The organism is Georgenia alba, assembly GCF_042665525.1.
Lineage (GTDB): Bacteria > Actinomycetota > Actinomycetes > Actinomycetales > Actinomycetaceae > Allobogoriella > Allobogoriella alba.
In genome coordinates, this window is sequence record NZ_JBHTCQ010000002.1 from 810,236 (window position 1) to 835,798 (window position 25,563).

Below are 25,563 nucleotides of genomic sequence, written 5' to 3' on the forward strand. Positions count from 1 at the left end.
CGAGCACGGCGTGATGGAGGCCGGCGCGGACGACGTCGAGCGGGCGGCCGAGGCTGCGCTGCGCCCCAAGCGCCTCGCCGACTTCGTGGGGCAGGAAGTCGTCCGGGAGCAGCTCTCGCTGGTCCTCGAGGCCGCGCGGTCCCGCGGCACGCCTCCGGACCATGTGCTCCTGTCCGGACCGCCGGGACTCGGCAAGACCACGCTGGCGATGATCATCGCCCACGAGGTCGAGGGTGCCCTGCGGCTCACCTCCGGGCCGGCCATCCAGCACGCGGGCGACCTCGCCGCCATCCTGTCCTCCCTGCAGGAGCACGACGTCCTCTTCATCGACGAGATCCACCGCCTGGCGCGGCCTGTCGAGGAGATGCTCTACCTCGCCATGGAGGACTACCGGGTCGACGTGGTCGTCGGGAAGGGCCCGGGCGCCACCTCGATCCCGCTGACGCTGCCGGCGTTCACCGTGGTCGGGGCGACGACGCGGGCGGGCCTGCTGCCGGCGCCGCTGCGGGACCGGTTCGGCTTCACCGGGCACCTGGAGTTCTACAACCCGGGTGAGCTCGAGCGCGTCCTGCGCCGCAGCGCCGGGCTGCTCGGCGCGAGCCTCCACGACGACGCCGCGCGGGAGCTGGCGTCCCGCTCACGCGGCACCCCGCGCATCGCCAACCGGCTGCTGCGCCGGGTCCAGGACTTCGCTCAGGTGCGCGGCACGGGCGAGCTCGACCTGGCGGCGGCCCACGGCGCACTGTCGGTCTTCGAGGTCGACGAGCTCGGCCTGGACCGCCTCGACCGGGCCGTGCTCGACGCCCTGTGCCGCCGGTTCGGCGGGGGACCGGTGGGACTGTCCACCCTGGCGATGACCGTCGGCGAGGAGCCCGAGACCGTCGAGACCGTCGCGGAGCCGTTCCTCGTCCGGGAAGGGCTCGTCGTGCGCACGCCCCGCGGTCGGGCCGCTACCGCCGCGGCATACCAGCATCTCGGGCTGGCCCAGCCGGGTGATGCGACCCTCTTCGACTGAGTCTGCGGCTCGCTCGCGGCCGCGGAAGTTCGTCCGGTCGCCGCAGAACACCTAGACTCGCCTGGTTAGCCCCCGTCCGTGATCGGAGACCGTTTCCCATGGGTCCAGAGATCCTCATCTTCCTCGTCGTCATGCTCGGACTCATGTGGTTCGTGACGAGCCGGGGGAGGAAGCAGCAGGCCGCGGCGCGTGAGCGCCTCAACGAGGCGCTGGTGCCCGGTACGTGGGTGATGACCATCGGCGGCTTCTTCGGCAAGGTCGTCGACGTCGACGGCGACGTCATCACCCTGGAGAGCCCGGCCGGTCAGGAGACCATCTGGTTCAAGAACGCCATCAAGGAGGCAAAGGAACCGCCGTACGCCGTCGTCGAGGAGGACGAGGACTCCGAGGAGGAGACCCAGCAGCCCGAGGTGGCCCAGGAGCCCGGGCCGGCCGACGTGACGACGACGCCGGAGCAGCCCAGCACCACGACCGAGGACCCGACCATGCGGCCCGGCGGACCCACCGTCGGCGACGACGGCCGCCTCGGAGACGACAAGCGCTGACCTGACCCGCCCGCTCCGCGGGCGGACGCAGCAGAAGGAAGTCATGGCGGCACGCCCTCGTCGAGAACATCCCGTCCGGACCCTCGTCCTGCTCGGAGTCCTGGTCGCGGCCCTCTTCGGGTCGCTCATCGCCGGTTCCCGGTTCACCGAGGACGCCTCGATGACCCCGAAGCTCGCGCTCGACCTCGAGGGCGGGACGCAGCTGATCCTCACGCCACGCGCCTCCGACGGGTCGGAGATCACGCAGGAGGACATCGACCAGGCGATCGCGATCATGCGCCAGCGCGTCGACGCGTCGGGCGTGGCCGAGGCGGAGATCACCAACCAGGGCGGGTCGAACATCGTGGTCGCCCTGCCCGGCACGCCGGACGACGAGACCATCGAGCTCGTCGGGCAGTCCGCGCAGCTACGGTTCCGCCCGGTCCTCGTCGTCGGCGGGGCCGGCCCGATCGACCCACAGGCGCTCGAGGAGCAGCAGCAGAACCCGTCCGGCCAGCCCTCCGAGGAGCCCACGGAGGAGGACACCGGGCCGCCGCCCACGCGCGAGGAGATCGAGCAGGCCGCACGCCAGGCGGCGGACTCCGACCAGAACGGCGAGCTCTCCGACGAGCCGGCACAGGAACCGGCGAACTCCTCGGACCAGGCCTGGATCACCGAGCAGCTCAGCTACGACTACTTCACGCTCGACTGCACGGATCCGGCGAACCGCACCGGCGGCGGCCGTGACCCGGTCGACTCCCCGATCGTCGCCTGCAGCCAGCAAGGGACCGAGAAGTACATCCTCGGACCGACCTCGCTGACCGGCTCGAACATCGTCTCCGCCACCTCGGGCCAGAGCGTCAACCAGCAGGGCTACCCGACGGGCGAGTGGGGCGTCGACCTCCGGCTCGACGACTCGGGCAGCGAGGTCTTCGGACAGCTCAGCGAGCGGCTCGTCAGCATGCAGCAGCCGCAGAACCAGTTCGGCATCGTCCTCGACGGGCTGGTCATCAGCGCGCCGGTGATGAACGCCGCGATCTACGACGGCCGTGCGCGCATCGACGGCGCCAACTTCACGCCGGAGTCCGCCTCCACGTTGGCCAACCAGCTGAACTTCGGCTCCCTGCCGATCGACTTCGAGATCCAGTCCCAGGAGCAGATCTCCGCGACCCTCGGCACCGAGCAGCTCTCCCGCGGAATCCTCGCGGGCCTGATCGGTGCCGGGCTGGTGGTCGTGTACATGCTCTGGCAGTACCGCGGGCTTGGCCTGCTGTCGGTCGCCTCGCTCGTGCTCGCCGGTGTCATCACCTACGGCCTCATCGCGCTCATGTCGTGGCTCGTGGGATACCGGCTGTCGCTGCCAGGCGTGGTGGGCCTCATCGTCGCGGTCGGTATCACGGCCGACTCGTTCATCGTCTACTTCGAACGCATCCGGGACGAGGTCCGCGAGGGCCGTACGCTCGCCGCCGCCATCGAGCACGGGTGGCCACGCGCGCGGCGGACCATCCTCGCCTCGGACGCCGTCAACCTCACCGCCGCCGTCGTGCTGTACCTGCTCGCCGTCGGCGGCGTGCAGGGGTTCGCCTTCACGCTGGGCCTGGTGACGCTCGTGGATGTCGTGGTCGTCTTCGGCTTCACCCACGCGGTCATGCTCCTGCTCGTCCGTACGAAGTTCTTCGGGCAGGGCCACAAGCTCTCCGGCCTGGAGCCCGAGAGCCTCGGTGCCACCTCCTTCACGTACCGGGGCCGGGGCCGTTTCGGCAGGCCAGAGGCGCCACGGGCGGCGACGCGCGAGCCCGCGGAGGAGCGCGAGCTGGTCGGGGCGCGGTCAGTGCGGACGGGAACGTCGAGCGTGGATCGTGACCGCCCTGCGGGGGACACCGCGCCCGCAGACCCGGCGAGCAAGCAGCCGGACAGCGCGGAGTCTGACAGCGCCGGATCTGACAGGCCCGCGCCGGAGTCCGGCGCCGACGAGGGCTCCGCCGCCGACCAGCCCGCCCGGGCGCCCTTGCCGCCCCCGGTGGACGAAGACGGGCGCCGGCTCACCATCGCCGAGCGCCGGGCACGACAGCGCAAGCAGGAGGCCGAGGCGGCCCGGACCGGCGGCACGGACGAGAAGGACGGTGAGCGCTGATGTTCTCCTTCCGCCGCTGGGGCAACGAGCTCTACACCGGCCGCCGGTCCCACGACATCGTCGGACGCCGCAAGACCTGGTTCATCACCGCCGTGGCACTCATGGTCGCGTCCGCGACGCTGCTCCTCACGCGCGGCGTCAACCTCGGCATCGAGTTCGTGGGAGGCTCGCAGTTCACGGTCTCCGGCGCCGAGACCACCGCCGAGCAGCCGGCTAACGACGTCGTCGGCGAGACCGGCGGCGAGCCGCCGCGCGTCTCCGCGGTCGGCGACGACACGGTCCGCGTGCAGACCGGGCGCCTCTCCGACGTCGAGACCCGTGAGGTCCGCGACGGTCTTGCCGAGGCGTACGGCGTGCCGGTCGACGACGTCGCGGCGACGTTCATCGGCCCCACCTGGGGTCAGGACGTCATGGCGCAAGCTCTGGTCAGCCTCGGTGTCTTCCTCGTGCTGATCTCCCTGATCATGGTCCTGTACTTCAGGACCTGGACGATGGTCGTCGGTGCGGTGGGGGCGCTGGTGCACGACCTCGTGGTCACCGCAGGTGTCTACGCCGCCGTCGGCTTCGAGGTCACGCCCGCCTCCGTGATCGGCCTGCTCACCATTCTCGGGTACTCGCTGTACGACACGGTCGTGGTCTTCGACAAGGTGCGCGAGAACAACGCCCACCTGCTCACCCAGGACAAGCGCACCTACGCCGAGGGCGCGAACCTCGCCGTCAACCAGACGATGGTCCGGTCGATCAACACCTCGGTCACAGGCCTGCTTCCGGTGGCGGCGATCCTGTTCATCGGTGCGTTCCTGCTCGGGGCGGGCACGCTGCGGGACATCTCCCTCGCGCTCTTCGTCGGCATGCTGCTGTCCACCTGGTCCTCGATCTTCCTCGCCGCCCCGATCGACGCCGCGCTACGCGAGCGACGGGACACGATCGCCAAGCACACCCGTACGGTCCTCGAGCGGCGCGAGCGCCGACGCCGTGCCGCCGGCGACGAGGGCGAGGTGGACGTCACCGCCACCACCGCGGACCTGACCGGCGTCGGCGTCGTCGCCGGTCGCCATCTCGGGCAGACCGCCCAGCCGCGCCGCAAGAAGGGACGACGATGACGCCCCAGGGAGTGAGCTTCCCCGCGGAGCTGACCGATCTGGTCCGCTCGCACATCCGCGAGATCCCCGACTTCCCGTCCCCGGGCATCCTCTTCCGCGACATCACCCCGCTGCTGGCGGACGGACCGGCGTTCGGCGCCCTCGTGAGCGGCCTGGCGGACGTCTACGGAGGCCGCGTGGACGCCGTGGCCGGCCTGGAGTCCCGCGGGTTCATCCTCGCCGCGCCCCTCGCCGCGGCGCTCGGCGTCGGCATGCTCACCGTGCGGAAGGCCGGACGCCTGCCGGGCCCCGTCATCGGCGTCGACTACGCCCTCGAGTACGGCACGGCACGGATGGAGCTGCGCCCGGAGACCGTCTCCGCCGGGCAGCGGGTGCTGATCGTCGACGACGTGCTGGCGACGGGCGGAACCGGCGCCGCCGCCGTCGAGCTCATCCGGCAGGCCGGGGGCCGCGTGGTGGGCCTCGCCATGCTCCTCGAGCTCGCCGACCTGCGCGGCCGCGACCGGCTCGACGGGTACCAGGTGGACTCCGTCCTGGTGTACTGAGGTTCGAGCCACCGCCGAAACGGCCGTACCATCGTCAGATGGCCGGTGAACGGGTACCGACGCCTCGCGACGGAGGCACCGACACGGTGCCGAGCTCGCGGGTGCGCTCGCGCCTGGTCTGGCTCGGCTCCCGCGGCCACAACAACCCGCCCGCGGTAGAACCCCTGCTGCGCGCGGTCCGCGCCAATCACCCCAAGGCCGACACCCAGCTCATCCTGCGTGCCTACGGGGTCGCGGAGCGGGCCCACCAGGGGCAGCAGCGCAAGAGCGGCGACCCCTACATCACCCACCCGGTCGCCGTCGCGACGATCCTCGCCGAGCTCGGCATGACCCCGCCGACGCTCGCTGCGGCACTGCTCCACGACACCGTGGAGGACACGGACTACCCGCTGACCCAGCTGCGCTCGGAGTTCGGCGAGGAGATCGCGCTCCTCGTCGACGGCGTGACCAAGCTGGACAAGGTGACGTACGGCGACGCCGCGCAGGCGGAGACCGTCCGCAAGATGGTCGTGGCCATGGCCAAGGACATCCGGGTCCTCGTCATCAAGCTCGCCGACCGCCTGCACAACGCCCGCACGTGGAAGTACGTCTCGGCGGCGTCCGCGCAGCGCAAGGCCCGGGAGACCCTGGAGATCTACGCGCCGCTCGCGCACCGGCTCGGGATGAACACCATCAAGTGGGAGCTGGAGGATCTCTCCTTCGCCACGCTCTACCCGAAGGTCTACGACGAGATCGTCCACCTCGTCTCCGAGCGGGCCCCCGCCCGCGACGAGTACCTGCAGACCGTCGCGCGGCAGATCGAGGACGACCTGCGCACCGCGAAGATCAAGGGTGTCGTGACGGGCCGCCCCAAGCACTACTACTCGATCTACCAGAAGATGATCGTCCGGGGCCGGGACTTCGACGACATCTTCGACCTCGTCGGTGTCCGCGTCCTGGTCGACACGGTCCGCGACTGCTACGCCGCGCTCGGCGCCATGCACGCCCGGTGGACCCCCCTCCCGGGGCGGTTCAAGGACTACATCGCGATGCCGAAGTTCAACCTGTACCAGTCGCTGCACACGACCGTGGTGGGCCCGAGCGGCAAGCCCGTCGAGATCCAGATCCGCACGCAGGAGATGCATCGGCGCGCCGAGTACGGCGTGGCCGCGCACTGGAAGTACAAGGAGAACCCCAACACGCGCGGGGGCCGTGGGGGCACACCGGCACCCGCAGGGGCGGAGGAGATGGGCTGGCTGCGTCAGCTCGTCGACTGGCAGCGCGAGACGGCGGACCCGGGGGAGTTCCTCGACTCGCTGCGGTACGAGATGTCGGGCGCGCAGGTCTACGTCTTCACCCCCAAGGGCGACGTCCTCTCGCTCCCGGCCGGGGCGACGCCCGTCGACTTCGCCTACGCGGTGCACACCGAGGTCGGGCACTCCACGGTCGGGGCGCGCGTCAATGGCAAGCTCGTTCCGCTGGACTCCACCCTGGAGAACGGCGACACGGTCGAGGTCTTCACCTCCCGGTCCGAGGGCGCCGGGCCCAGCCACGACTGGCTGAGCTTCGTGAAGTCCCCGCGCGCCCGGAACAAGATCCGCTCATGGTTCACCAAGGAGCGGCGCGAGGAGGCCATCGAGGCGGGCAAGGGGCAGCTCACGCGGGCCATGCGGAAGCAGAACCTGCCCATCCAGCGGCTCATGAACCACGACTCGCTCTCCGCGCTGGCCACCGACATGCGCTACAGCGACGTCGATGCCCTGTACGCGGCCATCGGGGAGAACCACATCTCGGCCGGCAACGTCGTGAGCCGGCTCGTGGACTCCATGGGGGGAGAGTCCGGGGCCGAGGAGACCCTGGCCGAGGCGACCGTCCCCGGTGAGCAGCGCCAGCGGCCACGGACCTCCGAGAACAGCATCATCGTCGAGGGCATGTCCGACACCGACATCTGGGTGAAGCTGGCGCGCTGCTGCACCCCGGTCCCCGGCGACCCGATCGTCGGGTTCATCACCCGCGGTGCCGGCGTCTCCGTGCACCGCGCCGACTGCGGCAACGTCGAGGGCCTGCGTAAGCAACCGGAGCGGATGGTCGAGGTCAGCTGGGCCAAGAGCGCCCAGAGCTCCTTCCTCGTCCAGATCCAGGTGGAGGCCCTGGACCGCAACGCCCTGCTCTCGGACGTCACGCGCGTGCTCTCGGAGAACCACGTGAACATCCTGTCGGCGTCCGTGAGCACCTCGCGGGACCGGGTCGCGATCTCGAAGTTCGTGTTCGAGATGGCGGAGCCGTCCCACCTCGGCCACGTCCTGAACGCGGTCCGAAAGATCGACGGCGTCTTCGACGCCTACCGGGTCACGGGATCGCGGTCGACCCGCACCAGCCCCGTCTGACCGGCGGGGCCTCAGCCGCGGTCGGCCGTGCGCCGGACCTGGTCCAACCAGGCGCGGCGGGCGTCGAGCGCGGCCCGCGCCTCCGCCACCTTGCTCTCGTCCCCCGACGCCTCGGCCGCCGCGAGCTCGCTCTCCAGCTGCTCGATGGCGGAGTTCAGCTGCGCCGCAGCACCCTCCGCGCGCGCCTTGGTCTCGGGGTTCGACCGGTCCCAGGCCGCCTGCTCCGCGGAGCGGATGGCCTGCTCGACGGCCCGCAGCCGTCCCTCGACACGCTGCACGTCACCGCGCGGCACCCGGCCGGCGGCCTCCCACTCGTCCTGGATGGGACGCAGGGCCGCCCGGGCCGCCCGGGCGTCGGTGACCGGCAGGAGCGCCTCCGCGCGCTCCAGGAGCGCGAGCTTCGCCTCGAGGTTCCGGCCGTACTCCGCGTCGATCTCGGCGTTCTGCGCGTTCCGGGCGTCGAAGAAGACCTGCTGCGCCGCACGGAACCGGGCCCACAGCGCGTCGTCCTCCTTCCGCGACGCGCGCCCGGCAGCCTTCCACTCGTCCATGAGCTGACGGTAGGCGGCGGTGGTGCGACCCCAGTCGGTCGAGGAGGACATCTCCTCGGCGCGGGCGATGAGCCGCTCCTTGATCTCCTTGGCCTCTGCCTGCCGCGCGTCCAGCTCGGAGAAGAACTGGCGCCGGTGCCGGTCGAACGCGGTCCGCGCGTGGGAGAACCGGCGCCACAGCTGCTCCTCGGTGGCACGATCCAGACGAGGCCCGGACCGTTGCGCCTGCTTCCACTCCTCGAGCAGGTCTCGCAGCCTTTGACCCGACTGCTTCCACTGCGTGCGGGACGGGTCCTGCTCCGCGATGGCCTCGGCCTGCTCCACGATCCCGGTGCGAGCGGCGACCGCCGCGGTGCGCGCCGCCTCCCGCTCCGCGGCCGCCTGCCTGCGGCGCTCCTCGGCAGCGTCGCGCAGGCGATCCAAACGGGCGCGGAGCCCGTCGACGTCGCCGACGGCGGCCGGACTCTCCAGGGCCTCGGCCAGGGTGGCGAGGGTCTGGTCGATCTCCTTGGGGGCCAGCTGCGGCAGCCGCGTCTCGAAGAGGGCCACCTGGGCCTGCAGGTCCAGGAACCGGCGGACGTAGAGGGAGAGCGCCTCGGAACGGTCGGGTCCCGCGTACTGGCCGACGGCCCGTTCCCCGGCCGCCTCCCGCACGTAGACCGTGCCGTCCTCGTCCACGCGGCCCCAGCCGGCCGCCTCCGACTCCGCGTGGCTGTCCACCGGTGGGACGACGGCGGGCTGGGCCGGCGCCACGGCGGCGGGTGTCGGCCCGGTTCCGGGACGCGGGCCGGGCTTCGGCCGGATGCTGGCCGGGGTGGGCCTTGGCCTGCTCGCCTCGGGCGCGTCTGCCGAGCTGTCTCGGGAGTCTGCTGCGCTGTCTGGGGAGGACGGGTTCTCTCGGGGGTCCCGCTGGTCGGTCACGGATCGCGCTCCTTGTGCTGACGGGGTTGGCGTAGGCCACACCGTTCTCGGTACTTCACCCAGGTCATGTCACGGCGACCCCGCCGTCGAACCCGCCGGGTCCGTCCGGAGCGTCCCCACGCCGACGTGACATCGCTCTCAGTGTAGGGACTCCTGCGCGGCCGTCGGGCCGCGACCGTCGTCGGCGCGGGTTGGCTAGCCTCGCACCGGGAGGGAGCAATCATGCTGGTACGACGGGTCACCACACCCGTGCTGGAGGAGCACTGCTACGTCGTCGCGGGTGCGGCGGGCGGCGCCGCCCTGGTCATCGACCCGGGAGCGGGCACGGCCGCCGAGGTCCGGCACCTCGTGGCGGAGCACGGCCTGCACGTCGGGGCGGTCGCGCTCACGCACGGCCACGCGGACCACGTGTGGGACGCGGCGGCCGTCGCGGCCGACGCGCCGGTGTACGTCGCCGGCCCCGACGCCTACCGGCTGCAGGACCCGGCAGCTGCGCTCGGCGAGCCGTTGGCCGGCCTGTTCGAAGAGCTCGCCGCAGAGCCGTGGCAGCGCCCCGGTGACGTGCGCAGCCTGCCAGGCGAGGTGCTCAGCGGCGGGGGAGCGGAGCTGGTCCCCGGCGTGGTGGTGCGGGCCGTCCCGGCACCCGGGCACACCGAGGGCTCCGTCATCCTGCTCCTCGCCGGCGAGCTCGACGACGTCGACACGGCGGTGCTCCCGGCCGGCACCGCACGCGACGACGCGAGCCCCCTCCTCGGGTTCTGCGGTGACGTCGTCTTCGCCGGGTCGGTGGGCCGGACCGACCTGCCCGGCGGGGACGAGAAGGAGATGGTCGCCACACTCCGCACCCTCGTGCACTCGCTACCGCCGTCAACCGTGCTGCTGCCGGGGCACGGCCCGTCGACCGTGCTGGCGCACGAGACCGCGACAAACCCGCACATCCGCGCCGCCACCGGCCGCTGAGCGGGCGGACCCGCCGGGACCCGGGCGCGATCGCCGCCGGGGAGCGCGGGATGACAAGATCAGCGCCATGGCACGTACGTCCTCCCTGTCCGGCTTCCCCGAGCTGCTGCCGGCCGAACGCACCGTCGAGCGCGCCGTGATCGCCTCGTTGTCGCGCACGTTCGAGCTGCACGGGTTCGCCAGCATCGAGCCTCGCGTGGTCGAGCCGATGGATCGGCTGGCCAAGGGCGGCGAGATCGACAAGGAGATCTACGTGCTGCGCCGGTTCCAGGCGGCCGAGGACGCACCACGCGGCACGGACGAGGGTGGGCTCGGCCTGCACTTCGACCTCACCGTCCCCTTCGCCCGCTACGTGCTCGAGCACGCCGGCCGCCTGCAGTTCCCGTTCCGTCGCTTCCAGATCCAGCCTGCGTGGCGTGGTGAGCGGCCCCAGGAGGGTCGCTACCGGCAGTTCACCCAGGCCGACGTCGACGTCGTCGGGAAGGACGTGCTGCCGTTCCACCACGACGTCGAGGTCATGCGGGTGATGGTCGAGGCCCTCGACGCGCTCGGCGAGGTCGGGCTCCCCGAGGTCAGCTTCCAGTTCAACAACCGCAAGCTCATCCAGGGCTTCTACCGCGGCCTCGGCATGCCGGACGTGACCGCCGCGATCCGCACCGTCGACAAGCTCGACAAGCTGCCCGCCGAGACGGTCGCGGACCTGCTGGTCAGCGACGCCGGTGCGAGCCGCGAGCAGGCCGAGCGGTGTCTCCAGCTGGCGACGATCCGGACTGCCGACTCCTCGTTCGTCGAGCAGGTCCGGGCACTCGGCGTCGTGGACGACCTGCTCGACGAAGGGCTCGCCGAGCTCGCGGCCGTGGTCGAGGGCTGCTCGGCGGGCGAGCACCGGCGCGTCCGCGTCGAGGCCAACCTGCGCATCGCGCGAGGGCTGGACTACTACACCGGTACGGTCGTCGAGATCTTCATGAGCGGGTACGAGCGCCTGAAGTCGGTCGGCGGCGGCGGCAGGTACGACGCCCTCGCCTCCGACGGCCGCACCACCTATCCCGGGGTCGGCGTCTCGTTCGGCGTCTCCCGCACCCTGATACCGCTGCTCGACGACGGCGTGCTCGCGGGCAGCAGGCCGGTGCCCAGCGCCGTGCTGGTCGCCGTTGCCGAGGAGGCCTCACGCCACCGGAGCGACGCCGTCGCGCGGGCGCTGCGCGACCGGGGCATCCCGTGCGAGGTGGCCGCCAACGCCGCGAAGTTCGGCAAGCAGATCCGGTACGCCGAACGGCGCGGCATCCCGTTCGTCTGGTTCGCCTCCGAGAGCTTCCCCGACGGCGAGGTCAAGGACATCCGCTCCGGCGAGCAGGTGCCGGCCGACGCACGCACCTGGGAACCGCCCGCGGTGGACCGCTGGCCGCGCGTCGTGGTGCGGGACGAGGCACAGTGAGCGGGAGGAGCCCCCGCGGAGGTACGCCGAGGGACGAGGTGTGCCGGAGCGAGGCACCGCAGCGCGAACGAGGGGTGGCACAGTGAGTGCGAGGAGCCCCCGCGGAGGTACGCCGAGGGACGAGGTGTGCCGGAGCGAGGCACCGCAGCGCGAACGAGGGGTAGCACAGTGAGTCTCCCCGCCGGCACCGGGGAGAACGCCCGCGCCGCGCTGGCCGCGCTCGAACGGCTCCGCGAGGTCCTGTCGGGGGTGGTCCTCCCGCTCGACGTCGAGGACGCGGCCGCCTCGCGGGCCGACCGACGCGAGGTGCTCGACCAGCTCTCGGACTACGTCATCCCGCGCTACGAGAAGCTCGAGGCGCCGCTGCTCGCGGTGGTCGGCGGCTCGACCGGTGCCGGGAAGTCCACCCTGGTGAACACCTTGCTCGGCGAGCAGGTCACTGCCGCCTCGGCGATCCGCCCGACCACGCGCCGTCCCCTGCTCGTGCACCAGCCTGACGACGCTGCCTGGTTCAGCGACGACCGGATCCTGCCCGGGCTCGCCCGTGTGCACGTCGAGCCCGGGGCGCCACCCACCCCGCCGACGTCCGAGCCCGCCGGAGGTAGCGCGACGGCCCCGGCCGACGACGGGCCCCGGACCGAGCTGGAGCTGCGGACCTCGGAGGCACTGCCACCGGGGCTCGCGCTGCTGGACGCCCCGGACATCGACTCCGTGGTCGCGGAGAACCGGCGGCTCGCCAACCAGCTGCTCGCCGCGGCCGACCTGTGGATCTTCGTGACGACGGCGGCTCGCTACGGGGACGCCGTGCCGTGGAGCCTGCTCACCGAGGCCGCCGACCGCCGGATCGTGGTCGCCGTGGTCCTGGACCGCGTGCCGGCCGGCGTCTCGGCGGAGGTGCGGCACGATCTCGCCGCGCGCCTCGAGGACGAGGGCCTGGGCCGCGCGCCGCTGTTCGTGGTCGGGGAGAGCGAGCTCGACGCGTCCGGGCTGCTGCCCACCGAGGACGTCGAGCCGGTCCTCGGGTGGCTTCGCGGCCTGGCGGCCGATGCCGGCTCCCGCGCGGCGGTGGCCCGCCAGACCCTCGGCGGCGCCGTGGACGCGGCTCTCGGCCGCGCCACCCTGGTGGCCGACGGGGCGCAGCACCAGACCGAGACCTACCTGCGTCTCGCCCGTCAGGTCGACGACGCGTACGCCCAGGCGCACGAGCGGATCATGACGGCCACCGAGGACGGGACGCTGCTGCGGGGGGAGGTCCTGGCCCGGTGGCAGGAGTTCGTCGGCACCGGCGAGTTCTTCCGCTCGGTGGAGGCCCAGGTCGGCCGCATCCGGGACCGGGTGGGCAGCTTCTTCCGCGGGCGCCCGCCGGCCACCGACCGGGTCGAGGTGGCCATCGAGACCGGGTTGCAGACGCTGCTGGTGGCCGAGAGCGAGCGGGCCGCCGCCGAGGTGGATCACCTCTGGCGGCGTGAGCCGGGAGCCCGTGCGGTCCTCGAGGACGCCGCGGGGCACCGCCCGGACGAGCGGCGGCTCGCCGAGGAGTCCGCGGCCCAGGTCCGTGCGTGGCAGGACGCCCTGCTGACCATGGTGCGCAGCGAGGGCGCCGACAAGCGGTTCACGGCGCGGATGCTGGCCTTCGGGGTCAACGGACTGGGGATCGCCCTCATGGTCGTCATGTTCGCCTCGACCGGAGGACTGGTCGGCGCGGAGATCGTCGTGGCGGGCGGCACCGCGGTGGTCGCGCAGAAGATCCTCGAAGCCGTCTTCGGTGACGAGGCGGTCCGCCGCATGGCCGCCGCGGCGCGCCGGGACCTGCACGACCGTGCCGGCACGCTGCTGGCCGGTCAGGCGGACGTGTACCGGACCGCGCTGACCGCCACGGGCATCGACCCCTCGGCGGCGGACCGGGTGCGGGAGGCGGTCGCCGCCGTCGTGGCGGCCCGGCGGGCGGAGGCGGGGCTGTGAGGTTCCTGCGCCGCCGGCGGGCCGACGACGCCGCGACCCTGCCCGAGGATCTCGAGCGGCTGGAGCGCGCCACGTCGCTGGCCGAGGGGCACCTGCCGACGGCGGACGTGCAGGAGGCGCGGACCCTGCTGACGCGGGCGCGTGAGCGGCAGAACCTTGCTGCCGGCCGCACCGTCGTGGCGCTGCTCGGTGCCACCGGCTCGGGCAAGTCAACCCTGTTCAACACGCTGGTGGGTCGGGAGGCCGCCACGGTCGCGGCCCGGCGGCCCACCACCACCCGGCCGCTCGCCGCCGTGTGGAGCGCCGACGGTGCTGGGGACGACGCCGCCGAGCTCCTGGACTGGCTCGAGGTCCCCGAACGGACCACTGTCATGGGCGCCCCGGAGGATCTGGCCGGCCTGATCCTGCTCGACCTGCCCGACATCGACTCCACAGCACGCGAGCACCGGGCGATCGCCGGCCGGATGGCCCGCTCGGTCGACGTCCTCGTCTGGGTCCTCGACCCGCAGAAGTACGCCGACGCGGTGGTCCACCGCGACTACCTGGCCACGATGACGGCGCACGCCGAGGTCACCCTGGTGGTCCTCAACCAGATGGACACGCTGGCGGCGGAGGAACGCGACGGCGTCCTGTACGACCTGGACCGGCTGCTGGCCCGCGACGGCCTGCACGACGTGCCCGTGCTGCCGGTCTCGGCCCGGACCGGGGAGGGGGTGGACCTGCTCCGCGAGCGGGTGCAGGCGGTCGCCGTCTCCACCCGCGCCGCGCGGGTCCGCCTCGCAGCGGACGTCCGCACCGCCGCCGGCCGACTCGCCCGCGCCGCCGAGATCGACTCCGGCGGGCAGCAGACCCCGACCGCGGTCGAGGACCGTTCGGCACGGCGTCTCGCCGACGCGGCGGCCGACGCGGCCGGTGTCGACGCGGTGCGCGAGGCCGTGCGGGCCGGTTATGTCCGGGCCGCCCGGCGCAGGGTCGGGTGGCCGCCGGTGCGGTGGTTGTCGCGGCTGCGCCCCGACCCGGTCCGCCGGCTCCACCTGGACCGGGCGAGCTCGGCGGACGCGCGGCTCGCCCGCACCTCCCTCCCCGCCGCGACGCCGGTGCAGGAGGCGGCCGTCCGCTCGGCTGCGCACGCCCTCGCCGGCTCTGCCGCGACACACCTGCCTGGCCCCTGGCGCGACGACGTGCTGCGGGAGGTCGAGGAGCGGATCCCGTCGCTGGTCGACGCGTTGGACCAGCGCATCGCCGGTGCGGAGCTCGAGCAGACCCGGCGCCCGGTGTGGTGGGGCGTGCTGGGAGTCCTGCAGTGGCTGCTGCTCACCTGCGCCGTCGCCGGCGGTGGGTGGCTGGGTGCCCTCGCCGTGCTCGGCTACCTCCAGCTCCCCGAGCCCGCCACCCCGATGGTCGGCCCGGTCCCGCTGCCGACCGTCCTGCTGCTGGGAGGCGTGCTCGCCGGGCTCGTGGTGGCACTGCTCGGCGGCGCCATGGCCCGCGCCGGCGCGCGGCGCCGCGCCCGACGTGTCGAGAAACGCCTGCGCCAGGACGTCGACGACACGATCAGTACCCAGGTCCTCGCCCCACTGGAAGAGGAGCTCGAGGGGTTCGCCGAGTTCCGGCGCTCGGTCGTCGCACTGGCGGGGCGGTCGAGCCGGTGAACGACGATCCCGCGTTGCTGGTCGTCGTGGCGGGCCGGCCGGGAACCGGGAAGACCACCCTGGCGGGGGCGTTGTCCGCGCGTCTCGGAGCGACCTGTCTACGGGTCGACGCCGTCGAGACGGCGCTGCGCAGGGCCGGGACCGACCGTCCGGGCGTGGCCGGCTACGCCGTCGCGCACGAGCTCGCCGCGGCCAACCTGCGCCTCGGTGGTCACGTCGTCGTGGACGCCGTGTGCCCGGTGCCCGACTCCCGCTCGGCGTGGCGCACCACGGCCGAGGGCGCGCAGGCCCGGCTCGTGCAGCTCGTCACCGTGCTCCCCGACCCCGTCGCGCACGAGCGGCGAGTCCGGGAGCGCGCTCCCGACCTCGTCGGGCAGCGTGTCCCGACCTGGGAGGACGTGGTCCGCCAGCCCTGGGAGCCGTGGGACTCCCGGCGCGACGGCTCGGCCGTGGCGGTGGACACTACCTCGAGGGACGCCGCGCTGGCCGCGGCGTGGGCAGCAGTGGAACGCGCCGTCGGACCTCAGCCCTTGCGGCCGCGGGGGCGGCGCACCTGACCGTTGTGCACCTCGCGCGGCGCGCGCGGCCCGGTGTCCGGCCGGATACGCAGACGGCGCCCGGCCACCCGGGCGGCTCCGATGCGAGCGGTCGTCTCGGGGCTCAGGTCGCCCGCGATCTCCACCAGGGAGAAGCTCGGGAAGATGTCGATCTTGCCCAGCTCGTCGCCACGCAACCCGCCCTCGCCGGTGATGGCACCCACGATGGCGCCCGGCTGGACGCCGTCCTTGTGACCGACGTCGACGCGGTACCGCGTGCCGCTGGCACCGGACCGGCGACGGCCGCCGCGCTCGGCGGCGCCGCGGCCCGTAGCGCCCTTCTGGCTCCCGTCGAAGCGGGCCGCGACGAACGTCCCGTCCTGGTCGACGGTCTCCTCGTGGCGGGCACGGCGGCCGTCGTCCTGACGGCGGGGGCCGTCGTCACCGACGGCGAGGGCGAGCAGCGTGGCGGCCACCTCCTCCAGGTCGGCGCCGGTCTCGGCCGTGTGGGACCGCAGCAGGTCGCGGTACAGCTCGAGCCGGCCCGACGTGCGCCGCTCCGCGGCACGCTCCATGAGCCGGGCGGCCCGGTGCGCCGAGACGTCGGCGGGCGACGGCACGGTGATCTCCTCGAGCCGGGAGCCCGTGAGCCGCTCGATCTGCGCCAGGCGGCCGCGCTCCCGTGGGGTGAGGAAGGTCAGCGCTCGGCCGGTCCGTCCCGCGCGGCCGGTCCGGCCGATGCGGTGCACGTACGCGTCCGCCTCTCGGGGGACGTCGAAGTTCACCACGAGGCCGATCCGCTCCACGTCGAGCCCACGGGCGGCGACGTCGGTGGCGACCAGCACGTCCAGGCTGCCGGACCGCAGGCGCTCGACGAGCTTCTCGCGCTCCTTCTGCGGGACGTCACCGGACAGGCCTGCCGCGGAGACACCCTGCCCGGCGAGCTCCAGGGCGACGTCCTCGACCGCGGCCTTGGTGCGCACGAAGACGATCGCCGCGTCGGCGTCCGAGGTGGCCAGCACACGGGCCAGCGCCCCGACCTTGTGCCGGAACGGCACGACGGCGTACGTCTGGTGGACGGTCGCGGTCGTCGAGGCGGACCGGGAGACGGCCACCCGGACGGGGTCCGTGAGGTGGGTGTCGGCGACCCGGCGGATGGAGGCCGGCATCGTGGCCGAGAACAAGGCGGTCCGGCGCTCGGCCGGCACGTGCGCGGCGATCGTCTCGACGTCCTCCGCGAAGCCCATGCGGAGCATCTCGTCGGCCTCGTCCAGGACGAAGAAGCCGACTCCGGAGAGGTCCAGGCTGCCGCGCTCGAGGAGGTCCATGACGCGGCCCGGGGTGCCGACGACGACCTGGGCCCCGTCGCGCAGGCCCCGCAGCTGGGGCAGGTAGCTCGCACCGCCGTAGACGGGCAGCACGCGCACACCGGTGGAGCCGGCGAACGTGCCGATCGCGTCGGACACCTGGACCGCGAGCTCGCGGGTCGGCGTCAGCACGAGGGCCTGGACCGATCGCTCGGACGGGTCGACGGCCGCGAGCAGCGGCAGGCCGAACGCGGCGGTCTTCCCGGTGCCGGTCTGGGCGATGCCGACGACGTCACGGCCGGACAGCAGGACGGGGATGGCCTCCGCCTGGATGTCGGTCGGTGTGCTGAACCCGAGGCTCTCGACGGCGGCGAGCAGCGGGCGGGGGAGGCCGAGGGTGGCGAAGGTGGGTACGTCGGGGCTCTCGACGGCGGGGGTGGGCAGGGCGGTGTCGGACACAACGGTCACAGGGGGACTCACATCTCACGAGGCGGAGTGTGGGTGACGGCGCCGGGTCGGCGTCGCACCTATCCGCTCGTGGCCCGACCTGCGCAACCTCCGCGAAGGGCCTGGCGGTGACGTGCACTCCAGGAGCCTCAAGCCTACGGGCCACACGCCCGCACCGGCAGAGCGGCCCGCGTGACCTTGCCCACCCGGTGTGCCAGCCTGGATCCGGATCGCTCCGGGCAGGCCGGGCCAACTAGGATCTGTTGGCGTTCACTGGTGCGTGTCACGTGCAGCACGCACCAGCACAGCCCGACATGGAGGCTCACTCGTGCTTCGCACTCACCCCGCAGGCTCGCTCCGGGCGAGCGACATCGGACAGACCGTCACCCTCGCCGGATGGGTCGACCGTCGTCGCGATCACGGGGGAGTGGCGTTCGTCGATCTGCGGGACGCCTCGGGCATCGCCCAGGTCGTCATCCGCGAGGAGGTCGCGCACGACCTGCGTTCCGAGTACGTCATCCAGGTGACCGGCGAGGTGAGCCGCAGGCCGGAGGGCAACGAGAACCCGAACCTCGGCACCGGTGCCATCGAGGTGGTGGCCTCCGACGTCTCCGTCCTCAACAGCGCGGCCGCGCTGCCCTTCCAGGTCTCCGAGCATGCCGAGGAGTCCGGCGCCGTCGGGGAGGAGGCCCGGTTGCGGCACCGCTACCTCGACCTGCGCCGCAAGCAGCAGGGTGACAACCTGCGCCTGCGCGCCAAGGCCAACCAGGCCGCCCGCCGCGTGCTGGACGCCCACGACTTCGTCGAGGTCGAGACCCCGACGCTCACCCGGTCCACCCCCGAAGGCGCCCGGGACTTCCTCGTCCCCGCGCGGCTCGCCCCGGGCAGCTGGTACGCACTGCCGCAGTCCCCGCAGCTGTTCAAGCAGCTGCTCATGGTCGCTGGGCTGGAGCGCTACTACCAGATCGCGCGCTGCTACCGGGACGAGGACTTCCGCGCCGACCGTCAGCCCGAGTTCACCCAGCTCGACGTCGAGATGAGCTTCGTGGACCAGGAGGACGTCATCGAGCTGTCCGAGCAGATCCTCACCGAGCTGTGGCGGCTCATCGGCTACGAGATCGACCGGCCGATCCCGCGCATCACCTACCGCGAGGCGATGGAGAAGTACGGCACGGACAAGCCGGACCTGCGGTTCGGCCTCGAGCTGACCGACCTCACCGAGTTCTTCGCGGAGACCCCCTTCCGGGTGTTCCAGGCACCCTACGTGGGCGCCGTGGTCATGCCCGGGGGCGCCGCCCAGCCGCGCCGGACCTTCGACGCGTGGCAGGAATGGGCGAGGCAGCGGGGCGCCCGCGGCCTGGCCTACGTCACGATCGGCGAGGACGGTACGCTCGGCGGCCCGGTGGCCAAGAACCTCTCCGACGCCGAGCGCGACGGCCTGCAGAGTGCCGTCGGCGCCGAGCCGGGCGACTGCGTGTTCTTCGCCGCCGGTCCGACCGGCCCCTCGCGGTCCCTCCTGGGGGCCGCCCGCCTGGAGATCGGGCGCCGGGTCGGTCTCATCGACGAGGGCGCCTGGTCCTTCGTGTGGGTCGTGGACGCGCCGCTGTTCAAGCCGACGGGCGAGGACGACGACGTCGCAGTCGGCCACAGCGCCTGGACAGCCGTGCACCATGCGTTCACCGCCCCCTCGCCCGAGTGGGTCGAGACGTTCGAGGAGCACCCCGGCGAGGCGCTCGCCCACGCCTACGACATCGTCTGCAACGGCAACGAGATCGGCGGCGGCTCCGTCCGTATCCACCGCCGCGACGTCCAGGAGCGGGTGTTCTCGGTCATGGGCATCGGGCCGGAGGAGGCGCAGGAGAAGTTCGGCTTCCTCCTGGACGCCTTCGCCTACGGGGCGCCGCCGCACGGTGGCATCGCGTTCGGGTGGGACCGGATCGTGGCGCTGCTGGCCCACTCGGACTCGATCCGTGACGTCATCGCCTTCCCGAAGTCGGGAGGGGGGTTCGACCCGCTCACCCAGGCACCCGCACCGATCACGCCGCAGCAGCGCAAGGAGGCCGGAGTCGATGCCAAGCCGAAGGACACCGCAGCCACGGACGCCCGCGAGGGCCGGGACCGGGCGGCGGAGCACAGCAACGAGCCGGCGACGGCGTCCTGACGTGTTCGGGCGACGGGCGTCGCTGCTTCCCGCGGTGCTGGCGGCGGGGGTCGCGCTCGTCGCCTGCACCTCCTCCGTGCCGGAGTCCTCGGCGACGGAGACGGGCACGCCCAGCCCGACGCCGAGCGAGTCGGACGACCCGACGGCGGAGCCCACCCCGACCGAGCCGCCCGACTACCCGAACCCGTGGGGTCCGACGCCGGCGGACGTCGAGGCCGCCACTCGCGTGGCGGCCGAGATGACGCCGGAGGAGGTGGCCGGCCAGGTCATCGTCTCCACGACCACGGTGCCGGACCCGGCCGCCGTCGGCGCGCACGTGGCCGATCTGCACCTGGCCGGCGTCATCGTCATGGGCGACGCGGTGACGGGCCTCGACCAGGTCCTTGCCCTCACCGAGTCCGTCCAGGACGGCGTCGCGGCGGACGGCCGCGACTGGCCGGCGATCATCAGCACCGACAACGAGGGCGGCATCGTCCAGCGGCTCGGCTCCGACGTCGGCCCCTGGACGGACTTCCCCGCCTACAACGTCGCCGGGCAGGCCGTCGCCGCAGGAGAGCACGACGTCGTGCACGACGCGTACGAGGCGATGGGGGTCGAGCTGCGGGCCTCGGGCTTCACCACCGACTGGGCGCCGGTCGCCGACGTGACCGTGCCCGGGCAGGACGTCACGATCGGGACGCGCTCCGCCGGCTCCGACCCCGGCCTCGTCAGCGCCACCGTGAGCCAGACGACCACCGGCTTCCTCGACTCCGGCGTGCTGCCCTCGGCGAAGCACTTTCCCGGGCACGGATCGCTGACCAGCGACTCGCACGTGGACCTGCCCGTGCAGGACCGGTCCGACGCGGAGATCGCCGCCCAGGACCTACCCCCGTTCCAGGCCGCCATCGCGGCGGGGACCCCGACGGTCATGGTCGGTCACATCGACGTCCAGGCCTGGGACCCCGGCGTCGCAGCCTCCGTCTCGCCCGAGACGTACCGGGTGCTGCGGGAGGACCTCGGCTTCTCCGGCGTCGCGGTCACCGACGGCCTGGAGATGGGCGCCCTGAGCTCGGTCGGGGGACCCGGCGACATCGCCGTCGCCGCGCTGGACGCCGGGGCGGACCTCCTGCTCGGGCCGACGGACGACGCCGCCGCCCACGCGGGGATCGTCGCCGCCCTCGAGGACGGCAGGCTCTCGCGGGACAGGGTCGACGAGGCTGCCGGTCGCGTCATCGCGATGGCCCGGTACCAGGCGGAGCTCGCCGAGCGGGCCGGGCCGGTCGGCCCCGACGACGTCGGGAGCGCGGCTCAGCCGGTCGCCGACCTCTGGGACGCGGCCGGCTGACCGGCCTGGTTCACTGGTCGCATGGTCCGGTACCTGGAGATCCATCCGCACGACCCGCAGCCGCGGCTGGTGGCGCAGGCCGTCGAGGTGGTCCGGGACGGCGGCCTCATCGCCTACCCGACGGACTCCGGCTACGCGGTCGGATGCGCTCTGGGGAACAAGTCCGGCCTGGACCGCATCCGGTCCCTGCGCCGCCTCGACGCGAAGCACCACTTCACGCTCGTGTGCCGAGACTTCGCCCAGCTCGGCCAGTTCGTGCACGTCGACAACCCGGTCTTCCGGCTGGTGAAGTCCCTGACGCCCGGGCCGTACACCTTCATCCTCCCGGCGACGCCCGAGGTGCCGCGACGGCTCATGCACCCCAAGAAGCACACCGTCGGCGTGCGCATCCCCGCGCACCGGGCCACCCAGGCGCTGCTCGCCGAGCTGGGGGAGCCGCTGCTCTCCTCGACCCTCATCCTGCCCGGGGAGCCCGAGCCGCTCTCCGAGGGGTGGGTGGTCAAGGACCAGGTCGGTCACCTGCTCGATGCCGTCGTCGACAGCGAGGTCGACTCCGCCGAGCCCACCACCGTCGTCGACCTCACCTCGGGTGCGCCCGACGTGGTCCGGGAGGGCGCCGGGGACGTCTCGCGATTCGCCTGACCCCACACCGGGGTGACGTCTAGGGCTGCGGGTCGCGCGCGTCGTACGCCAGGAACCTGGCCTGAAGCCGCGCCAGCAGCACCACGGCGACGACGCACGCGGCCCCGCCGAGCACCATCGCGAGGCCCTCGGGCACCGCGCTGGCGAGGGAGCCGGCCACGAGGTCGCCGAGGCGCGGGCCGCCCGCGACCACGACGACGAACACCCCTTGCAGCCGGCCCCGCAGATGGTCCGGCGTCGCGGCTTGCAGGATCGTCGTACGGAACACGGCCGAGACGGAGTCGGCCGCGCCGGCCAGACCGAGGCAGCCGACCGCCAGCCACAGCGCGACCGTCGTGTCCAGCAGATGACCGGCGCCGAGCACGACCACCCCGAATCCGGCGATCGAGGCACCCCAGCCCGCCACCGAGACGACCACGGCACGGCCCTGGTGCACGACCCGCCCCAGCGGTCCGGACAGGAGCATGGCGAGCATCGCCCCGACGGCGATCGCCGAGGACAGCACGCCCACCGTCGACGCACCACCGCCGAGCGCCAGTGCCGCCACCGCCGGGAACAGGGCCCGTGGGTGGGCCAGGATCATCGCGCAGAAGTCCGCCAGGAACGTCATGCGCACGTTCGGCCGCGTCCCGAGGAAGCGCAGCCCCTCCAGGACGCTGCGCAGGCCCGGCACCCGGCCGCGGGCCGTCGCGACGTCCACCTCGGGCGGGATCGGCGGCAGGCTGAGGATCCCCCACAGGGCCGCCACGAACAGCACGGCGTCCAGCCCGTACGTGACCGTGTAGCCGTACAGGTCCACGAGGAACCCCGCCAGCAGCGGCCCCACGGTCAACGCGGCGTTCATGGCCACCACGCTCAACGCGTTCGCCGCCGGCAGGAGGCGGGCGGGCAGCAGCCGCGGGTAGATCGCCGATCGGGCCGGGCTGACCACGGCGAATCCGGCGTTGGAGAGTGCCACGAGCCCGTACAGCACCCACTCGTTGGTGTTGCCCCAGGCGGCCTGTGCGGTGTTGAGAATGGCGGCTGCCCACAGCAGCAGCCCGCCGAGCAGCGCCACCGTGCGCCGGTCGTGGGCGTCCACCAGCGCGCCGCCGTACAGCCCGAGCAGCACCAGGGGCACGAGCGCGAAGATCCCGACCAGACCCACCGAGAACGAGGAGCCGGTCAGCTCGTAGACCTGCAGCCCGATCGCCGTCGTCGCGAGCTGGGTACCGATCCCCGAGAGGGTGAACCCGGTCCACAGGCGCCGGTAGTGGGGATCGACCCGAAGCGGTGTCAGGTCGATCAGCAGGGCCACCACCGCAGGGTAGACCGCGACGGGGCACGCGCCCGGTCCCCGTCCGTGCCTGTCCCGTGCCCGTCCGTGCCTGTCCGTGCCGGTCCGCCCACGTGGTGGTCGGTCCTGCGGCAGTCGACGGGGCGCGGTTAGCCTCCCGTGCGCACCCGTACCCGAGGAGATCCGCACATGCCCGACCAGCAGCCCGCCAGCACCGTCGTCCTCGCCGGAGGGCACGTGTTCGACGGCACCGACTTCCTCCCCGAACCGGCCGACGTGGTCTTCGCCGGGGACACCGTGCTGGAGGTGGGATCCGGCCTCGCGGCCGCCCACCCGCACGCCGACGTCGTGGACGTCACGGGGAAGACCGTGCTGCCCGGGCTCGTCGACCTGCACGTGCACGTCTGCAGCTCGAACCCCGGCTCTCTGCAGGCGTTCGCCGAGCCCTGGTCGCTGCAGTTCTACGAGTCGGTGCGCAACCTCGAGGCCACCCTGCACGCCGGCGTCACCACCGTGCGGGACGCCGGCGGCGCCGACCTCGGGGCGAAGGTCGCCGTCGACACCGGTCTGGTGCGCGGGCCACGCATGCGGCTCGCGGTGACGATCATGTCGCAGACCGGCGGGCACGCGGACTTCCTCATGCCCTCGGGCGTCCACTCGCCTTCGATGGGCCCGCACCCCGGCCGCCCGGCGGGCGTCGCGGACGGCGTCGAGGAGGTCCGCAAGGTGGTCCGCCAGATCCTCCGGGCGGGCGCCGACCAGATCAAGATCTGCTCCACCGGCGGGGTGCTGTCCCCGGCGGACGACCCGCGCCACTCCCAGTTCACCGAGGAGGAGATCCGGGTCATCGTCGAGGAGGCAGCCGCGCAGGGTACCTACGTCATGGCGCACGCCCAGGGCTCGGAGGGCATCAAGAACGCGCTGCGTGCCGGCGTGCGCAGCATCGAGCACGGCGTCTACATCGACGAGGAGGCCATCGAGCTCTTCCTGGCCAACGACGCCTACCTGGTGCCGACGCTCGCCGCGCCGCTCGCCGTCATCAAGAAGGCCGGGGCGGGAGGCTCGGGCCTGACCCCGACCGTCATCGAGAAGGCCCACCTCGTGGCCGACACCCACCGCGAGTCCATCGCCCGCGCCATCGACGCCGGCGTCAAGGTCGCCATGGGGACCGACTCCGGGGTCGGGGTGCACGGGGAGAACCTCGAGGAGCTCGCGCTGCTCTCCGGTGTGGGGCTGGACCTGACGGGCGTCCTGCGCGCCTCCACCTCGATCGCCGGCGAGCTGATCCAGCACGCCGAGGTCGGGCGGCTAGCGCCCGAGCACCTCGCGGACGCGGTCGTCCTCGACGGCCGGCTCGACGACAGCGCGCAGCTGCAGACCCTGCCCACGATGGTCGAGCAGGTGTGGAAGGACGGGACCCTCGAGTTCCGGCGAACCGACTCCGGGGCCGGCCGTGCTCGATAACCCGGTCTACGTCACCGCGATCATCCTGGCTCTGCTCGCCGTCGGCGAGCTCGTCTCGATCGTCACCAAGGCCTACGTCCCGTCGCTGCTCGTCGCGTTCCTGGGCTACCTCGGCCTCATCTGGACCGGGGTGCTGCCGCCGAGCCTGGTCCCGGAGTCCGCGCTGGCGACCGCCGGATCCGTGGTCGTCGGTGCCGTCATCACCCACATGGGCACGCTGATCCCGGCACGGCAGATCCGGGAGCAGTGGAAGGCCATCCTCATCGCCCTCGCCGGCGCCGTGCTGGCAGCCGGCCTGCTGCTCGCCGTGATCACGCCGATCTTCGGGTACGCGACGGCGGTGGCCGGCACCGGCCCGGTGACCGGCGGCATCATCGCGTACGTGCTGACCGCCGAGGGACTGGCGGCACGCGGCCTCGACGACCTGGTCGTCATCCCTGCCCTGGTGCTCGGACTGCAGAGTCTCGTCGGGATGCCCCTGGCGAACGTGCTGCTTCGGCGGTACGCGGTGCGGTTCCGGGACGCCGGGGCCGGGTCGGCCGGCGGCCACGGTGGCGCGCCACCGGTGACCATGCTGCCGGACGACGCCGGTGCGCTCCGGACGGCCGCCGCGGCCGGCACGTCGCGCACCTCCCTGGCCGCGCCCCGGCGGCCGCTCGCGCTGCCGGAGCGGTTCTCCGAGCCCACGATCCTGCTGCTCCTGCTGTTCGTCGGCTCCGCCGTCGCCACGTTCCTGGACGGCCTGACCGGGCTCAACTACGGCATCTACTGCCTCCTCATCGGCCTCGGCGGGCAGCTGCTGGGGATCTTCCCGGAGCGCAGCATGGAGAAGGCCAACAGCTTCGGCATCGGGATGATCGCCGTGGTGGTCGTCGTGCTGGCGAGCATGTCCGAGGTCACCTTCGCCGACGTGACACGCGCCTTCGTGCCCGTCCTGGTCATCCTCGTCGTCGGGTCCGTGGGCATCATGATCGGCGGCGCCCTCGTCTCCAGGCTCCTCGGCTGGGACCCGTACCGCGGCATGCCGGTGGCGCTCACCGCGCTCTTCGGATTCCCGGGCGACTACCTGCTCTGCCAGGAGATCGCCCGGTCCGTCGGCCGGGACGAGGACGAGCGCAAGGCCATCCTCGACGAGATCCTCACCCCGATGCTCGTCGGCGGGTTCGCGACCGTGACGACCTCGTCGATCGTCATCGCCTCGATCCTCGTGGGCACGATCTGAGCGCCGACGCGACCTA

The 25,563-nt window shown here is 73.0% G+C and carries 19 protein-coding genes; 16 read left to right on the plus strand and 3 right to left on the minus strand.

All coding sequences use genetic code 11. The annotated features are described in order from the left end of the window. Positions 1-13 precede the first annotated feature (13 nt). The 6 genes from ruvB (at position 14) to ACFQQL_RS13605 (ending at position 7,687) form a co-directional block, all read left to right on the plus strand. Positions 14-1,015, plus strand: coding sequence for a Holliday junction branch migration DNA helicase RuvB (ruvB, locus tag ACFQQL_RS13580; RefSeq protein WP_382395394.1), 1,002 nt, complete (start codon positions 14-16; stop codon positions 1,013-1,015). A 98-nt stretch (positions 1,016-1,113) separates the two neighbouring features. Next, positions 1,114-1,560 (plus strand): preprotein translocase subunit YajC, encoded by a 447-nt coding sequence (gene yajC, locus ACFQQL_RS13585; RefSeq protein ID WP_382395226.1) that lies wholly within the window; start codon positions 1,114-1,116, stop codon positions 1,558-1,560. Positions 1,561-1,603: 43 nt separating this feature from the next. Then, complete coding sequence (gene secD, locus ACFQQL_RS13590) at positions 1,604-3,673, plus strand: protein translocase subunit SecD (protein WP_382395228.1); 2,070 nt, start codon at positions 1,604-1,606, stop codon at positions 3,671-3,673. Next, positions 3,673-4,776 carry a protein translocase subunit SecF gene (gene secF, locus ACFQQL_RS13595; RefSeq protein ID WP_382395230.1) on the plus strand — a complete coding sequence of 368 codons (1,104 nt, stop codon included), beginning with the start codon at positions 3,673-3,675 and terminating at the stop codon, positions 4,774-4,776. The genes secD and secF overlap by 1 nt, the downstream gene beginning before the upstream one ends. After that, positions 4,773-5,321, plus strand: a complete 549-nt coding sequence (locus tag ACFQQL_RS13600) for an adenine phosphoribosyltransferase (RefSeq protein ID WP_382395232.1) — start codon at positions 4,773-4,775, stop codon at positions 5,319-5,321. Before secF ends, ACFQQL_RS13600 begins: the two co-directional genes overlap by 4 nt. A 38-nt stretch (positions 5,322-5,359) precedes the next feature. Then, positions 5,360-7,687, plus strand: a complete 2,328-nt coding sequence (locus ACFQQL_RS13605) for a RelA/SpoT family protein (RefSeq protein WP_382395234.1) — start codon at positions 5,360-5,362, stop codon at positions 7,685-7,687. Between the two features lie 11 nt (positions 7,688-7,698). On the opposite strand, the gene ACFQQL_RS13610 is transcribed toward ACFQQL_RS13605, so the two are convergent. Further along, complete coding sequence (locus ACFQQL_RS13610; protein ID WP_382395236.1) at positions 7,699-8,991, minus strand: DUF349 domain-containing protein; 1,293 nt, start codon at positions 8,989-8,991, stop codon at positions 7,699-7,701. A gap of 390 nt (positions 8,992-9,381) precedes the next feature. On the opposite strand from ACFQQL_RS13610, the gene ACFQQL_RS13615 reads away from it, so the two are divergent. The 5 genes from ACFQQL_RS13615 (at position 9,382) to ACFQQL_RS13635 (ending at position 15,725) form a co-directional block, all read left to right on the plus strand. Beyond that, positions 9,382-10,119: an MBL fold metallo-hydrolase gene (locus ACFQQL_RS13615; RefSeq protein ID WP_382395238.1), complete on the plus strand. Its 738-nt coding sequence runs from the start codon at positions 9,382-9,384 to the stop codon at positions 10,117-10,119. A 67-nt stretch (positions 10,120-10,186) separates the two neighbouring features. Continuing rightward, a complete protein-coding gene (gene hisS, locus ACFQQL_RS13620) occupies positions 10,187-11,554 on the plus strand; it encodes a histidine--tRNA ligase (protein ID WP_382395240.1) in 1,368 nt (455 codons plus the stop codon). A gap of 168 nt (positions 11,555-11,722) precedes the next feature. Beyond that, positions 11,723-13,516 (plus strand): dynamin family protein, encoded by a 1,794-nt coding sequence (locus tag ACFQQL_RS13625; RefSeq protein ID WP_382395242.1) that lies wholly within the window; start codon positions 11,723-11,725, stop codon positions 13,514-13,516. Beyond that, positions 13,513-15,168, plus strand: coding sequence for a GTPase (locus ACFQQL_RS13630; protein ID WP_382395244.1), 1,656 nt, complete (start codon positions 13,513-13,515; stop codon positions 15,166-15,168). Before ACFQQL_RS13625 ends, ACFQQL_RS13630 begins: the two co-directional genes overlap by 4 nt. Then, positions 15,165-15,725 carry a P-loop nucleotide/nucleoside kinase family protein gene (locus ACFQQL_RS13635; protein ID WP_382395246.1) on the plus strand — a complete coding sequence of 187 codons (561 nt, stop codon included), beginning with the start codon at positions 15,165-15,167 and terminating at the stop codon, positions 15,723-15,725. The genes ACFQQL_RS13630 and ACFQQL_RS13635 overlap by 4 nt, the downstream gene beginning before the upstream one ends. Here ACFQQL_RS13635 and ACFQQL_RS13640 read toward each other — a convergent pair. Next, positions 15,692-17,479, minus strand: a complete 1,788-nt coding sequence (locus ACFQQL_RS13640; protein WP_382395248.1) for a DEAD/DEAH box helicase — start codon at positions 17,477-17,479, stop codon at positions 15,692-15,694. The genes ACFQQL_RS13635 and ACFQQL_RS13640 overlap by 34 nt on opposite strands. A 307-nt stretch (positions 17,480-17,786) precedes the next feature. Here ACFQQL_RS13640 and aspS point away from each other — a divergent pair, with 307 nt between their 5' ends. The 3 genes from aspS to ACFQQL_RS13655 are packed head-to-tail and all read left to right on the plus strand — an operon-like array spanning position 17,787 to position 21,585. After that, a complete protein-coding gene (gene aspS, locus ACFQQL_RS13645; protein ID WP_382395250.1) occupies positions 17,787-19,619 on the plus strand; it encodes an aspartate--tRNA ligase in 1,833 nt (610 codons plus the stop codon). A 1-nt stretch (position 19,620) separates the two neighbouring features. After that, entirely contained in the window at positions 19,621-20,943 is a 1,323-nt protein-coding gene (locus tag ACFQQL_RS13650; RefSeq protein ID WP_382395252.1) for a glycoside hydrolase family 3 N-terminal domain-containing protein, read from the plus strand. Between the two features lie 21 nt (positions 20,944-20,964). After that, complete coding sequence (locus tag ACFQQL_RS13655) at positions 20,965-21,585, plus strand: L-threonylcarbamoyladenylate synthase (protein WP_382395254.1); 621 nt, start codon at positions 20,965-20,967, stop codon at positions 21,583-21,585. Between the two features lie 19 nt (positions 21,586-21,604). On the opposite strand, the gene ACFQQL_RS13660 is transcribed toward ACFQQL_RS13655, so the two are convergent. Further along, positions 21,605-22,885, minus strand: coding sequence for an MFS transporter (locus ACFQQL_RS13660; RefSeq protein WP_382395256.1), 1,281 nt, complete (start codon positions 22,883-22,885; stop codon positions 21,605-21,607). Positions 22,886-23,050: 165 nt separating this feature from the next. Between ACFQQL_RS13660 and ACFQQL_RS13665 the strand changes: the two genes are divergently transcribed. Continuing rightward, entirely contained in the window at positions 23,051-24,325 is a 1,275-nt protein-coding gene (locus ACFQQL_RS13665) for a metal-dependent hydrolase family protein (RefSeq protein ID WP_382395258.1), read from the plus strand. Then, entirely contained in the window at positions 24,315-25,547 is a 1,233-nt protein-coding gene (locus ACFQQL_RS13670) for a hypothetical protein (protein ID WP_382395260.1), read from the plus strand. The genes ACFQQL_RS13665 and ACFQQL_RS13670 overlap by 11 nt, the downstream gene beginning before the upstream one ends. Positions 25,548-25,563: the final 16 nt, after the last annotated feature.